Here is a 14,471-nt window from a genome sequence, read left to right on the forward strand (position 1 = left end):
AATGGCACAGATAATGGCCAGTTTGACCAAGCGTTGAACAATAAACATCATAATTACCCATCATTTTTTCGCAGTTTACTATTACAAAAGAAGTTTAGATACAGAAGAAAAGCACTAGTTACACTAATAGACTGTTTTATAAAAAGATTTATACCTTTACTAGCTGCACGATTAAACCGTAATTTGAATGCGCGGTACGTTATTGAGCATTTTAATTGCAAACACGAAAATCTAGTAATTAGAGCAAACGTTTCACTTACCATATCAGCTCAGCAAATCCTTCATTTTATCTCTATAATTTGAATCTATATCAACAATTTCTGTTAGAACATGTCGTACACTTTCAGTGAATTAACATCTATAACTATTTTTTAATGAAAACACTTCGCTTGTTTAACTTGAATCTTCGCTATAAAACCGCCTTATACTTTTCATTAGGACTGCTGGGCATGGTCATCAGCTTCCTTTTTATTAGCCGTTATTTTTTCCTGTATAGCTTAGATGAGCTCGAAGACATGGAAATTAACCATGCGAATCAGCAAGCACTCGCTGTCATCGACATGATGGTGAGCCAGCAAGAAAGCGCCTCATACGACTGGGCGTACTGGGACGAAACGTACGATCTGTTTGTTGATCGTGATATTGCGAAATATACCGAGCGAAACCTTTACACAGAGAGCATTGATGCGTTAAACCTCGATATGATGGCGTTTATCACGACTAATGGGCAAACTCTGCTCTCCTTAACTCGTGAGGATAACCCCGACACTTCTTCAGAACTCACCGCTAAAATGGCGAATCAACCTACTCTTCAAGATTACATCAAGTCCATGAATCACAAGCTTGATATCCATAGAGAGAGCATCTCAGGGTTGTTTAAAATCAACGATACTATTTGGGGTCTTAGCCTCAGCCCAGTTAGAAATAGTGAAGGCGACCGCCCTTCTAACGGATGGATGCTTTGGGGAAGAAACCTATCTTTGCGCTTTCCTGGAGACTTTAAATCCATTTTAACTGCGGAAAACTCATTAGAGACGCAGATGGTAAGTGGATCAGACAGTAGTGAGATGCGGGATATAGAGAAGACCTCGCGGTCAATAACAAAATGGGCCTCACTCTCTGATTTATCTGGTGAACCAATCGCATGGCTAAAAACGAAAACACAGCGAGAGCATTATGCGAAAGGTAATACGCTATTCATGTATCTGTTTGCAACAGTTGGCGTTGTAGCATCAATCATCGCTGCCGGCACCTACATCACGTTTAAAAATAAGGTCGCCACTCGCTTTAATCATTTTGCTGAAGGAATAAGCGAAATCGCCTCTCAATACCAACTTGAAGGGTTGCACTCTGTAAAAGTAGACGAATTAGAGTTAGCGACAAAACTGGTACAAAAGCTCTCTGAAAATACATCGTTAACCCAACTGCAATTGAAAGACTCGATGGAAAAGTTTGGTGCTCTGTACCATAGCTCCTCACTAGGCATGCTAATTGTTATTGATCGTAAAATTGTCGATGTAAACCAACGAGCGTTAGATCTGTTGAGCTACAGCAAATCGCAATTGATAGATCGTCCTCTAGACACCTTATGCCCATCGGAGGACGATGAATGTCGAGTTGACGCCATGTTCAGAGAGCTGAAAAACGGTAAAACACAATTCGAAGCGCAAGTGCTCGATAGCAATACAGAAGAAATCGACTGTTTGATAGAAGCCACGCTCATTCAACATCATGGTCAAAGTGCGCTGATGTTGTTGCTTCAGGATATGAGAGAGACAAAACAGCAAGCAGAAATGATCCAAAAACTCACCGACTTTGATCCGGTATCCGGTTTCTGTAATCGTCCTGTCATTCTCAATGCACTGCACGAGCTCGTAGAGACACGGCCAAACCATTTTTCGTTTGTGTACATTAACAGTAAAACTCTCAAGCAAATTGCAGGGGTATACGGTCACCTCATTTTTGATGAAGTGATTCAATACATCGCATCCGCAATACGCGAGCAATTAGGGGCATTCCAAATAGGCCGAATTAGTGAGCATGAATTTATCGTTTTGATTCCAGATATCGAGCACCACCAAAAAGCGATAGATGCTACCAATCGATTACTGAATCATTTGTCACATAAGGTCCAGCTCTCTGGGATCATGATGTCATTAGACAGTAAAGCGGTGATGATGGATCTAAACATTACTCACCAGTCTGTCGAGCATTTACTGCTTGCAGCACGTTTCTCATCACAATCCGCTAAGGGTCGTCACTCTCACGAAGTATTAGTCATTGATGAAGAACTATCAGAGCAAGCGGAAACGTCTATGGTGATCAATCGCGATTTAGAAAATGCCATTAGACAAGATGCGATTAAACCGTTTTTCCAGCCTATCGTGGATGCTAAAACCACTGAAGTCATTAGCTTCGAAGCACTTGCTCGTTGGCAACATCCAACATTAGGTATGATTTCACCAGAAGTTTTTATTCCGATGGCAGAACAAGGAAAACTTATCGTCGAATTGGGAGAGTCCATTCTCAAACAATCGTGCGAATTTATCAGTCGGCTCAACGGAGTTCGTCATGCGCAAGGTCTGTCGATGTTAAGCGTGCATGTGAACTTAAGCGCACAGCACTTTTATCATTCCGGACTGATGCCCTACCTAAAAAAAGTGATGGCTCAATACAACCTCTCTGCGGGCCAGCTTGTGCTTGAAATTACCGAAAGTATGTTGATGGGCGGAGAAGTAGAATCTATCCAAAGCATTCAAGACATCAAGCGACTTGGTGTTGGACTCGCTTTGGATGATTTTGGTACTGGATACGCATCATTCAGTAGCGTATGTAATTTTCCATTGGATATTGTGAAGCTGGATAAATCTTATATCGACGAGATTGAAACCAATGACAGAGCAAAAACACTGGTAAGAAACATTGCTAACATGTCTCAAGAACTAGGGTTAACTATTGTCGCCGAAGGTGTTGAAACCGCGAGCCAAGTACGCAAGCTTAAAGTTTGGAATATTGATGAGTTGCAAGGGTTTTACTTCCACAAACCGATGCCTGCCGAGCAAGCACTCGTTCAATTTTCTCGCTACGTAAACAGTTAGTCACTCTCCTCTAAGACACATTAGGAAGGCAAAGTGATTACCGTCACTTTGCCTTTTTGTTGAACCTTTTCACACCAGACGCCCCACGATTAGTGACTACCGATATTCATATTAAGGCCCGTAGTCTCAGATGTGCCATGATAAATGCTGATATGACTAATTCGAGTGATCAATTACTTATTTGCACTAGTATTACTGCGTATATACTTGAATTAGGTTTTCAAAAAGTCCCTGTGACCGCACAAGGAGGACTGCATGAAACGACTATGGATATGGGTCTTACCTTTACTATTGTTTGCTAGTCAAGCACTGGCCAATACTGTCTGGATTGTTCCCGTCAAAGGCGCTATAGGTCCTGCTACCAGCGACTATTTGTCTCGTGAGATAGAAGAAGCGCAACTCAACGGTGTCAGTTTAGTGATCTTAGAGATGGACACTCCTGGCGGCTTAGACAGCGCAATGAGAGATATTATTCACGCGATTACCACCTCCTCCACTCCAATTGCGACTTGGGTTGGCCCGTCAGGATCTAGAGCGGCTAGCGCAGGGACATACATTTTACTCGCCAGCCACGTTGCTGCCATGGCTGAAGCCACCAACCTTGGCGCGGCAACGCCCGTCGCGTTAGGTGGTGCCCCTCAGCCCCCTTCATCGGATGATGGCAAAGATCAAAACGCGGAAGAAACGTCAGAAGGAACCAACGAAGGTTCAGAGAAAGTTCCCGCGAAAACCGCAATGGAGAAAAAGGTGATTAATGATGCTAGAGCCTATATTAAAGGCTTAGCAAAGCTTCATGGCCGAAATGCAGAGTGGGCAGAGAAAGCAGTGAGCGAAGCAGCGAGTTTGGACGCCACAGAGGCATTGGAATTAAACGTTATTGATTATATAGCCAACTCACCAGAGGATTTAGTCAAAGCCATTGATGGACAAACTGTTAAAGTTAACAATCGTGATGTGACATTGTCACTGAAAAATCCCGTATGGATTGAAAGAACACCCGATTGGCGAGCAGAAATGCTAGCCGTTATCACAAACCCAAACGTCGCCTACATCCTGATGCTCATTGGTATCTACGGTTTGCTTCTTGAGTTTTACAACCCAGGCATTGGCTTACCCGGCGTGTTGGGTGGTATTTGTTTGCTCCTCGCCATGTATGCATTACAAATGATGCCTGTGAACTACGCTGGGCTTGGTCTGCTGTTACTCGGAATTGCACTGATGATCGCAGAAGCATTCAGTCCGAGCTTTGGCATTTTGGGCTTAGGTGGCGTTGTCGCCTTTGTGCTCGGTTCCATCTTCCTCATGGACAGTGAGTTACCAGGATTTCAGATCGCCCTTCCTTTAATTGTCGGTATCTCCATCTTTTCTGTCGCGCTGATCGTGTTGACGGTCGGCCTGCTGCTCAAAATACGCCGACGACGTGTGACAACAGGTTTAGAAACTTACCCTGGGAAAATCGCTGTCGTGAGCGATGACTTTATCGATGGCGAAGGGCGCGTTCAGCTTGACGGTGCGCTATGGCGAGCCAAAACCAAAGACCATCAACAACTCAAACAAGGTGATCATGTCACCATTGTGAATGTGAAAGGGCTGACCTTAACCGTGATGCCTGATGACCGCCAAAATAAATAGGAGGCGCTTTATGATGCTCTATACTGTTGCGGTGATCGTGGTGCTGTTGTTCGCACTTGCGACCCAAATGTTTAAGGTTTTGAGAGAGTATGAACGTGGGGTTGTATTCTTTCTTGGTCGCTTTCAAGAAGTAAAAGGCCCTGGCTTAATCATTCTTATCCCATTTATCCAACAAATGGTACGGGTGGATTTACGTACTGTCGTTTTGGATGTGCCGACACAAGACTTGATAACCAAAGATAACGTGTCTGTGCGCGTCAATGCGGTTGTTTATTTTCGCGTAGTCGATCCTCAAATGGCAATTAACAACATCGAAAGTTACAGCGATGCCACCAGCCAGTTAGCGCAAACCACGCTGCGATCAGTATTAGGTCAACATGAACTGGATGAATTACTATCAGAGCGCGAGCGTCTCAATAAGGATTTACAATCCATCCTCGATCAACAGACTGATGACTGGGGCATCAAGATTGCCACGGTTGAAGTCAAACATGTTGATTTAAATGACAGCATGGTCAGAGCGCTAGCGCGTCAGGCTGAGGCAGAACGTAACCGTCGTGCGAAAATAATTCATGCTACCGGTGAGTTAGAAGCTTCTAATAAATTAAAAGAGGCAGCTCAAATGCTCAACGAAGCGCCGAATGCGCTGCAATTGCGTTACATGCAGACACTCACGGAAATCACGACAGACAAAACATCGACTATTATCTTCCCTATGCCGATCAACCTTGTCGAAGCCGTCAGTGATATCGCCGAAGCGGTAAAAAAGAATAAAGAGACACAAGACAAATAAAAGCCATACTCAAGGAAGTAAGCTGTTTACACGTTACTTCCTTGCTTTAACTTGCTTGTTTTCGAAGAGCATTTAGTTTCTCTTTTAGTGTTTGGAGCACTCCCGCTTCATTACCGACAAACCTGTGTTAAAACAAGCTCTCCACGCTGTTTCGACATCATCGTCGTATTCAAAATCACACTCTTGAACCGTTTCGATAAGGCTTTCAAACCAAACATCAATATCCTGTGGTTCAATGCCAATATCGGAACTCGCATGCTTCTTACCATATTTCTCCACCATCTTGTGCGCCTCGTTAGAGGTATCGGCCATCATAAAAAACACGATAGATCCTCTAAGCATTCGCACCTGTTGGTGCATGTCGATACCATCAAACTTTTGTCTAAAGCTTGTACTTTTTGACCATAAATTCTTGTAAAACAAGTCGAAAAAGCCTTGGTTCGCGATACAACGTTCATAACTATCGTTGAAAACTTGAATCACGTTCATGTTGCTCTCCATTACTCTCTTAATATGAGTGTAATTTAATAATCATCAAAAGCATCTAAATGATGATGCCTAACCCTATGAAGCACGCCAATTTTCAATAAAAAGTAAAAAGTGATTCAAATAAACGCCCTCTTATCAATGAAAAAATATCCCGTATTATGAATCCATATTCGAGGTACGCATGGTTGTCGATGCTAAGCGCATCCTCATTTGTCACAAAAATAAAAAGGATACAAACGTGTCTCATCAAATCATTACTGATCTAAACAGCCGCTACACTGCTAAAAAATACGACGAAACCAAACGCGTTTCTCAAGAAGATATGGCAATCATCAAAGAAGCACTCCGTCTTTCAGCGTCTTCGATTAACTCGCAACCGTGGAAATTCATCGTGATTGAAAGTGATGAAGCCAAGCAACGTTTCCACGATACGTTTGCAAATATGCACCAGTTTAACCAGCCACACGCTAAAGCCGCGTCACATACGATTCTTTTTGCGTACGATCCAAACTTCACCAAAGAGAAGTTCGCGAAACGTGTGGATGCCGAAGTAACGTCTGGCCACCTACCGGCGGAAATGTACAACAACTTTATGGGCGCCTACGCTTTTGCCGATGCAAATACGGATGAAAATGGCTTTAACGGGAACTGGACAAAAGCACAAGTCTATTTAGCGCTAGGCAATCTACTACACACCTTGGCTCGTCTGGGTATTGACTCAACGCCGATGGAAGGCGTAGATCCAACACTGATTGGAGAAGTATTCAAAGAAGAATTAGAAGGCCATGTCTGTGAAGTTGCACTGGCGATTGGCTACCACAAAGACGGGGAAGATTATAATCATGGTCTACCAAAAGCTCGCCTTGCGATGGATGATGTAATTACTACGCTATAATCGACCGTTTCCTTAGCTTAACTATTTATATCATTGTTTAAAACAAAAAGAGCCGCACTAATATGCGGCTCTTTTTTAGCTTGGCTTCAACTCTACTCTAACTTTATGCCACTTGCTCAGACTTAAAGTTACCAAGCAATGCATCGTAAAGCTCGTTGTCGCTTAACACACCAACTAACTGGTTGTCCTCCACCATAAGCAGAGGCTGATTGCTGCGCTGCTTAAGCTCAATCGCTTCTCGCATACTGATTTCCGGGCTAACCTGAACCAGAGAATTTTCGTTTACCTCATCAAGGTTCGAAGAATCGCTCTTCCATTGAACCAACGACTTATCTGTATCCGCTAAGCTTAAGCCTTTGCTCTCTTGGGTCACCCAAATATCTTTGTCAGGGCAAATCAGAACACGCTCATCTTCACGAACTAAGTCGTCACGCATCAAAGAGCGTCCCTTAAGTACGTTCAATGGATTAGTGTGGGCAACAAAGTCAGCCACATAATCGTTTTCTGGAGCAAGAATGATCTGTTCTGGCTTGCCGTGTTGAATCAACTTTCCTGATTCCATAATGGCGATGTTGTTACCGATTTTAAGCGCTTCATCCAAGTCGTGGCTCACAAAAAGAATGGTTTTGTTTAGCTTTTCTTGAAGCAGAATCAATTCATCTTGAAGCTGAGCACGAATCAATGGGTCAAGCGCTGAAAACGGCTCATCCATTAACAAGATATCTGTGTCCATCGCGAACGCTCGCGCTAGGCCAACACGCTGCTGCATACCACCAGAGAGCTCGTGCGGGAATTTCGTTTCCCACTCAGACAAACCGACCATTTCGAGCTGTTCACGCGCTTTTTTACGGCGCTCTGCTTTGCCAATGCCTTGCATTTCTAGACCAAACGCAACGTTATCTAATACCGTTAACCATGGCATCAATGCAAACTTCTGAAACACCATGGATACGCGGTGAGTACGAAGGTGGCGCAACTTCTGTTCGTCACAGTTAGAGAGCTCAACCATGTCGTCGCCGTCTTTAATTTTCAGAGAGCCACGAGAAATTTCGTTCAACCCGTTAACTGTTCGCAGCAAACTTGATTTACCCGAGCCTGAAAGCCCCATCAAAACACAGATCTCACCCTGTTTCACGTTCAGCGAAACATTATCAACCCCAACCACTTGGCCAGTTTCGTCGATGATTTCTTGTCGAGACTTGCCTTGGTCTAGTAGTGCTAACGCTTGTGACTGCTGCTGACCAAAAACCACATCAAGATTTTGAATAGTAATAGCGTCCATGATTAAGCCTCCTTCTGGTTTGGTGCTTTACACAAGCGGTCAAGAATGATGGCGACGAGTACAATCGCTAAACCCGCTTCAAAACCTTGCGAGATGTTTACGGTATTCAGTGCACGTACGACTGGCTTACCAAGTCCATCAGCACCAACAAGTGCCGCAATGACCACCATAGAGAGAGACAACATAATACATTGCGTAACACCGGCCATAATACTTGGTAATGCCGCAGGTAATTCCACCTTAAACAATAACTTCATGCGGCTTGCACCAAATGCTTTGCCCGCTTCAAGTAACTCCTCCGGCACTTTAATAATACCGAGGTACGTCAATCGAATTGGCGCAGCGATAGCGAAAATGATGGTCGAGATTAGGCCAGGGACAATACCTAAGCCAAACAGAACCAAGGTTGGAATTAGGTAAACGAATGTCGGTACGGTCTGCATCAAATCGAGGATTGGTCGCAACAAGGTGTATAACCAAGGACGGTGTGCCGCCATAATGCCCAACGGCACGCCAATTAATACGGAAATCGTTGTCGCTGCAAACACAAGGACAAAGGTTTCCAGCATTTCTTGCCAGTAACCAAGGTTGAGAATTGCGAGCAAGGCCAACACGATGAATACAACAAGCGGAATGCTGCGGTGTAAGAACCAAGCAATTGCCGCCGTCATAATGATTGGCGCTACAGGTGGCATCCATTTAAAAATGTCCACCACGAAAAGAATGATCGTTTCAAGTGTAATAGAGATTGCATCGAAGAAACCCGATGCATTGATGGTTAACCAATCGACGCCAGTTTCCATCCATTGGCCCAACGGTAGTTTGTTGTCCGTAATAAAATTCAAAATAAAACCTTTGTGTTAATGAAGCGGGCATGACTGCCCACTTTCTTTTTCAAAAAAACGCGCTTAAAAACTGCTTAATTAAGCGTTAGTTTTTAAATAGTTTGTAATTGCTGTTACTGCGTCTTGACCATCCACCGTCTTAACGCCTTCTAGCCACGCTTCAATTTGTTCTTGGTTTGCGTTCAACCATGCTTGCGCTGCTTTCGACGGTTTCTGCTTCTGGTTGAGAATCGCTTCCATCAATTCGTTTTCCATTTCTAGGTTGAATTCTAGGTTTTTCACTAGCTGACCTACATTTGGACACTCAGCAAGGTAGTTTTTACGTACGTTTGTGTAGACATTCGCGCCGCCGTAGTTAGGGCCGAAGAAGTCGTCACCACCCGCTAGGTATTCCATTTCAACGTTGCTGTTCATTGGGTGCGGGGCCCAACCTAGGTACACAATCCATTGGTTGCGGCGCGCAGCACGTGATACTTGAGACACCATGCCAGCTTCACTGGATTCGACTAGGCTGAAGTCTTTTAGGCCGAATGCGTTGCTATCAATCATTGACTGAATTAAGCGGTTACCATCGTTACCTGGTTCAATGCCGTAAATGCGGTCTTTAAATTTGTCGGCATGTTTTACTAGATCAGCGAAGTTGGTCACGCCTGCGTCATAAACGTACTTTGGAACCGCGAGTGTGTATTTTGCGCCGACGAGGTTCGCGCGTACGGTTTCAACGGTACCTGCATCACGGTATTTCGCGATGTCACCTTCCATCGTTGGCATCCAGTTACCTAGGAAAATGTCGATATCGCCATTGGCCATAGAAGAGTAAGTAACAGGTACCGATAGTAGATCGGTCTTCGTTTTGTACCCCAACCCTTTTAGCAGCTCAGATGTCACGGCGGTGGTCGCCGTAATGTCGGTCCAACCTACATCTGCAAAACGTACCGTTTCACATTGGTTGGCATAAGCGCCTGTTGCTAAAGTACTTAGTGCGATTGTTGAGAAGATTTTTGTCATCTTAGACATATTGAATTCCTTGTAATGATTACTGACTTTTTTCGTTTTTATGAGATCGAATCGAGATCTCTTTTTGGCGGATGCATTCGTTGCATCTCTTGCCAGTTCGGTGCAATCCAAACTGGTGCGTTGTTCGACGTTTCCAGGGCGTTATCCAAAATCATGTCCGCGGCACGTTCTGCCACCATAATAGTTGGCGCATTTAAATTACCGTTCGGAATGGTTGGGAAAATAGAAGAGTCCACCACACGCAAGCCTTGAATACCGCGTACTTGGCATCGCTCATTCAAAACCGCTAATGGGTCATTGTCTGCGCCCATTTTGCAGGTACAAGATGGATGGTAAGCACTCTCGACATTCTGCTTCACCCATTCATCAATTTGTTCATCCGTTGTGATATTCAGACCCGGCTGGATCTCATCACCACGAAACTCATCCATGGCTGGCTGATTGAGGATCTCGCGAGTAAGGCGAATACAATCACGCCAATCCTGCTTATCTTGTTCAGTGGAAATGTAGTTAAACTCAATCTTCGGCTTATCATTCGGATTCGCAGATACAACTTCTACCGAGCCGCGACTTTCGGGCTTGTTAGGTCCAACGTGCACTTGGAAACCATGACCGTCAAAAGCAGCTTGTCCGTCATAACGCATTGCCGCTGGCAAAAAGTGATATTGAATATTTGGCCACTTTAGTCCCTCACGAGAACGAATAAACGCACATGATTCAAAGTGGTTAGTAGCCCCAAGGCCTTTGCGAGTTAATATCCACTCAGTGCCAATCAAGCCCTTGCTCACCAAACCTAATTTGCTGTTGAGCGTGATAGGTTGCTTACAGTGATATTGGAAGTACACTTCTAAGTGATCTTGCAGGTTTTTACCTACCCCTTCCAACGGATGTTTCACCTCAATGCCAGCTTTTTCTAATACTTCTTTAGGGCCAATGCCTGAAAGCTGCAACAGCTGAACTGAGCCAACCGAACCAGCACTCGAAATCACTTCATGATTCGCAAAACATTGCTGAACTGAACCTGATTTTTCAAATTCAACACCAACCGCTTTCTTGCCTTCTGCGCCTGTTTCTTCTAGTAATACGCGATGAACTGTCACTCGCTTCATTAGGGTGAAGTTTTTGCGTTTTTTGGCACGGCTTAAGTATGCGTTAGAGGTTGAAGCGCGTACGCCTTTGTCAACGGTCATATGCATCGGGCCAAAGCCCTCTTGCTGATAACCGTTGTAATCTTTTGTTTCTGGGTAGCCCGCTTCTTTGCCTGCATCAATAAAAGCTTGATACAGCGGGTTGAGCTTCATATCGTTGCCGTTACATGTGCCGACTGGACCGTTATCGCCTCGGTATTCATCAGCACCACCAATCCAAGACTCTGCCTTACGGAAATAAGGCAAACACGATTGATAATTCCAGCCTTTCGCGCCTTCCTCTTCCCACTGGTCAAAGTCACAAGCGTGTCCACGAACGTAAACCATGCCGTTGATAGACGAACTACCGCCAAGAACTTTCCCGCGAGGACAATGAAGTTGACGGCCATCCAACCCTTGCTCTTCAACTGTCTCAAACTGCCACGCGTATTTTTCAGTGTTCATAGGGTAAGAAAGCGCCGTTGGCATTTGGATAAAAATACTTTTATCCGACCCACCCGCTTCGAGTAATAGGACCGAATATTGACCACTTTCACTTAAGCGATCCGCTAACACACAGCCGGCCGAACCCGCACCGACGATGATATAATCGTAGTGTTGTTGCATTTTGATTCTCCTAGGAGTTAATACCAATCACAGTAGATAAGTGAACGAAATTAGCGTAGGAAAAATGCTTGAGAACAAGGCGGAAATTTTCGATAAGTAGTTAGCCTACAATCAAAATTGACAACGCAGTTATCGAGCATTTTAACAAGCTAAAGTGGTCAGTTATCTACTACGATTGGTATCATTTGTAAGGGCTTTCGAAGTCGCTTAGCTGAACCAGAACACTCTTCGTTTGCGTGTAATGTTTAAGGGTTTCGACACCGTTTTCACGGCCAACACCTGATTGTTTGTAGCCACCAACTGGCATTTCCGCAGGTGAGTCGCCCCATGTATTCACCCAACAAATACCAGCTTGAATTTGATGAATCACGCGGTGGGCACGAGATAGGTTTTGAGTAAATACGCCTGCAGCCAAGCCATAATCGGTGCCATTTGCACGCGCAATCACTTCCGACTCATCACGGAATTTCAGCACTGACATTACCGGACCAAAGATTTCTTGCTGAACGTGGCTCATGTCATCATCGCAATCGACAAATACGGTTGGAGCAACAAAGTTACCATTGGCTAAGCCATTCTCTGTTACTTTGTAGCCACCAGTCAGTAACGTCGCGCCACTCGCTTTCGCGGCTTCAATCGCTCCTAGTACTTTCGATTCATGATCTTTAGAGATCAGCGCGCCAATTTGCGTGTTCTCATCAAGCGGATCGCCGACAACTAACAATTCAGTTCGAGCTTTAAGTTGTGCGATAAAGTCATCATAAATACCTTCATGAACAAACACGCGTGTACCGTGCGTACAAACTTCACCTTGCGTATAGAAGTTCGCCACCATGGCCGCAGAAACGGCATCGTTTAACTTTGCATCATCAAAAATAATCAGTGGAGACTTACCACCCAGCTCCATCGTTACTTGTTTTAGTGTCTTGGCGCTGTCACTCATGACGACTTTACCGGTGCCTGATTCGCCCGTGAACGATACTTTTGCGATGTCAGGATGCGCCGTTAGCATCTGCCCTACTCGGTAATCCCCTTGTACGACATTAAATACGCCATCTGGCATGCCCGCTTCTGAATAAATTTCTGCTAGCTTAAGCGCTGTTAATGGTGTTTCTTCTGATGGTTTGAAGATCATAGCGTTGCCCGCAGCAAGTGCTGGCGCCGATTTCCACATCGCAATTTGAATTGGATAATTCCAAGCGCCAATACCTGCGCAAATGCCCAATGGCTCGCGACGTGTGTAGAAAAACTGGTCTTCGCTGAGTGGCTGCTGCTCACCTTGCAAGCTTGGAGCAAGACCCGCATAGTACTCAAGAACATCGGCACCTGTCGTTATATCAACCGCGATAGCTTCTTGAATTGGCTTACCAGTATCTGCCACTTCTAATGCAGCCAGCTCATCATTACGCTCACGTAAAATGGCAACGGCTTTGTGTAAAATACGGCTACGCTCGACCGCAGTCATTGCTGACCATGCAGCAAAACCTTTCTTTGCCGACTCAATCGCCGCTTCGAGATCGTCTTGGTTCGCTTGTTTAATGTTGGCCAATGGCTCACCATTCGCCGGATTGTAAGTGGTGAAGTGCTCATCTGAACACCCGTTGTACATCGCACCATTGATATAGTGTGCTTTCATTTCCATTTTGAAGACCTGTGACTTTTATATTTTTTCAGAATAAAACGTAAGTTGTTTGTCGAGATAGTCGTTGATGATGATTCTCGCTCTTTCTGCATCAATGCCTTGCGGGTTGAGCGTTCCGCGCAGCCAAATACCATCGATAAGTGACGCAATACCATGAGCAACCAGCTCGGCCTGCTCTGCATTTAATAATGCTTTGAGTTCTTTTCTTAGGTGGGACAATAGACGTCGTTCATTGACACGCTGCAAACGCTTAAGCTGTTCGTCATGCATTGAGTACGACCAAAACGCCAGCCAAGTCTTCGCAACTTGGTTTTCTGCCTGATAGCCGACAAAGTTACCGTCAATGATGGCATTAATTCTCTGATGATGAGCATCGCTTGGCAGCTCACGCAACTTCTGCGTGATGGTGGACGAAAGCTGACGCAAGATTTCGCGCATCGTTTCCTCCAGCAATCCGTGCTTACCACCGAAATAGTGGTTGATAATCCCCGTTGATACTCCGGCTTCTTTGCTGATTAACGAAATACTCGCCGCGTGTAAACCGACTCTATCAATCACTGACATTGTCGCTTTTACAAGCTGCGGCTTTCTGATTTCAGGCATCCCCACCTTTGGCATTTTGCGTCCTTGTTATTTTTAATTGAACGGTTAGTTAAATATAAAATGCCTGAAAATTAGTTCGAACTCAAATCATTTTTTAAGAAAAAGGTTATTAACAAAGGAAGGAAAGTTGATGGTGTACGCAAAATTTCCATGCAATAACTTGTCGTGAAAGTCAAAGATGTGTTTAAAAATCCAAATAAAAACACAAATAAACCAATGACTTATTGAAGTATCAATTTTTAATACACCTTTCAGAGAATTTTTTTTCGTGCCACAAAAATCCACACCAGAAAAATTTTACATCGACCACTAATCATTTCACCTGTATCGGCTTTGTTTGTATAAAAAACAGACATACTCGTGTGTTATAGCTTCGTATACACAAGTGACATTAGTACTTTGAAAATGGGGGAGATAAAAC

At 44.4% G+C, this 14,471-nt stretch carries 11 protein-coding genes; 4 read left to right on the plus strand and 7 right to left on the minus strand.

The window, feature by feature from the left end; all coding sequences use genetic code 11:
• Positions 1 to 374 precede the first annotated feature (374 nt).
• The 3 genes from MTR11_RS14660 (at position 375) to MTR11_RS14670 (ending at position 5,523) form a co-directional block, all read left to right on the plus strand.
• A complete protein-coding gene (locus tag MTR11_RS14660; protein ID WP_413777594.1) occupies positions 375 to 3,098 on the plus strand; it encodes an EAL domain-containing protein in 2,724 nt (907 codons plus the stop codon).
• A gap of 255 nt (positions 3,099 to 3,353) precedes the next feature.
• The gene (locus MTR11_RS14665) at positions 3,354 to 4,730 is read left to right on the plus strand and encodes an NfeD family protein (RefSeq protein WP_243327928.1); all 1,377 of its coding nucleotides are present in this window, start codon (positions 3,354 to 3,356) and stop codon (positions 4,728 to 4,730) included.
• A 10-nt stretch (positions 4,731 to 4,740) separates the two neighbouring features.
• Positions 4,741 to 5,523 (plus strand): slipin family protein, encoded by a 783-nt coding sequence (locus MTR11_RS14670; RefSeq protein ID WP_005373196.1) that lies wholly within the window; start codon positions 4,741 to 4,743, stop codon positions 5,521 to 5,523.
• 84 nt (positions 5,524 to 5,607) lie between these two features.
• Here the strand turns inward: MTR11_RS14670 and MTR11_RS14675 are convergent, their stop codons facing one another.
• Positions 5,608 to 6,012, minus strand: coding sequence for a globin (locus tag MTR11_RS14675; protein ID WP_243327929.1), 405 nt, complete (start codon positions 6,010 to 6,012; stop codon positions 5,608 to 5,610).
• 238 nt (positions 6,013 to 6,250) lie between these two features.
• On the opposite strand from MTR11_RS14675, the gene MTR11_RS14680 reads away from it, so the two are divergent.
• On the plus strand, positions 6,251 to 6,907 hold the full coding sequence (locus MTR11_RS14680; protein WP_031780265.1) for an NAD(P)H-dependent oxidoreductase: 657 nt from the start codon (positions 6,251 to 6,253) through the stop codon (positions 6,905 to 6,907).
• A gap of 103 nt (positions 6,908 to 7,010) precedes the next feature.
• Here the strand turns inward: MTR11_RS14680 and choV are convergent, their stop codons facing one another.
• From choV to betI, 6 genes are all read right to left on the minus strand, one after another.
• Positions 7,011 to 8,189 (minus strand): choline ABC transporter ATP-binding protein, encoded by a 1,179-nt coding sequence (gene choV / locus MTR11_RS14685; protein ID WP_006741028.1) that lies wholly within the window; start codon positions 8,187 to 8,189, stop codon positions 7,011 to 7,013.
• A 2-nt stretch (positions 8,190 to 8,191) separates the two neighbouring features.
• Positions 8,192 to 9,034 (minus strand): choline ABC transporter permease subunit, encoded by an 843-nt coding sequence (gene choW, locus MTR11_RS14690; RefSeq protein WP_243327930.1) that lies wholly within the window; start codon positions 9,032 to 9,034, stop codon positions 8,192 to 8,194.
• 78 nt (positions 9,035 to 9,112) lie between these two features.
• Complete coding sequence (locus MTR11_RS14695; RefSeq protein WP_005392553.1) at positions 9,113 to 10,051, minus strand: choline ABC transporter substrate-binding protein; 939 nt, start codon at positions 10,049 to 10,051, stop codon at positions 9,113 to 9,115.
• A 38-nt stretch (positions 10,052 to 10,089) separates the two neighbouring features.
• On the minus strand, positions 10,090 to 11,805 hold the full coding sequence (gene betA / locus MTR11_RS14700; RefSeq protein WP_048624935.1) for a choline dehydrogenase: 1,716 nt from the start codon (positions 11,803 to 11,805) through the stop codon (positions 10,090 to 10,092).
• A gap of 181 nt (positions 11,806 to 11,986) precedes the next feature.
• Complete coding sequence (gene betB / locus MTR11_RS14705) at positions 11,987 to 13,447, minus strand: betaine-aldehyde dehydrogenase (RefSeq protein WP_243327931.1); 1,461 nt, start codon at positions 13,445 to 13,447, stop codon at positions 11,987 to 11,989.
• Between the two features lie 18 nt (positions 13,448 to 13,465).
• Positions 13,466 to 14,065, minus strand: a complete 600-nt coding sequence (betI, locus tag MTR11_RS14710) for a transcriptional regulator BetI (protein WP_005392557.1) — start codon at positions 14,063 to 14,065, stop codon at positions 13,466 to 13,468.
• Positions 14,066 to 14,471: the final 406 nt, after the last annotated feature.

This window comes from Vibrio sp. CCB-PB317, assembly GCF_022808245.1.
Lineage (GTDB): Bacteria > Pseudomonadota > Gammaproteobacteria > Enterobacterales > Vibrionaceae > Vibrio > Vibrio diabolicus.

Bases quoted from the DNA above. Each gene is read 5' to 3' on its own strand.
- MTR11_RS14660 (WP_413777594.1), top strand. From the start codon at position 375: ATGAAAACACTTCGCTTGTTTAACTTGAATCTTCGCTATAAAACCGCC.
- MTR11_RS14665 (WP_243327928.1), top strand. From the start codon at position 3,354: ATGAAACGACTATGGATATGGGTCTTACCTTTACTATTGTTTGCTAGT.
- MTR11_RS14670 (WP_005373196.1), top strand. From the start codon at position 4,741: ATGATGCTCTATACTGTTGCGGTGATCGTGGTGCTGTTGTTCGCACTT.
- MTR11_RS14675 (WP_243327929.1), bottom strand. From the start codon at position 6,012: ATGAACGTGATTCAAGTTTTCAACGATAGTTATGAACGTTGTATCGCG.
- choV (WP_006741028.1), bottom strand. From the start codon at position 8,189: ATGGACGCTATTACTATTCAAAATCTTGATGTGGTTTTTGGTCAGCAG.
- MTR11_RS14695 (WP_005392553.1), bottom strand. From the start codon at position 10,051: ATGTCTAAGATGACAAAAATCTTCTCAACAATCGCACTAAGTACTTTA.
- betA (WP_048624935.1), bottom strand. From the start codon at position 11,805: ATGCAACAACACTACGATTATATCATCGTCGGTGCGGGTTCGGCCGGC.
- betB (WP_243327931.1), bottom strand. From the start codon at position 13,447: ATGGAAATGAAAGCACACTATATCAATGGTGCGATGTACAACGGGTGT.
- betI (WP_005392557.1), bottom strand. From the start codon at position 14,065: ATGCCAAAGGTGGGGATGCCTGAAATCAGAAAGCCGCAGCTTGTAAAA.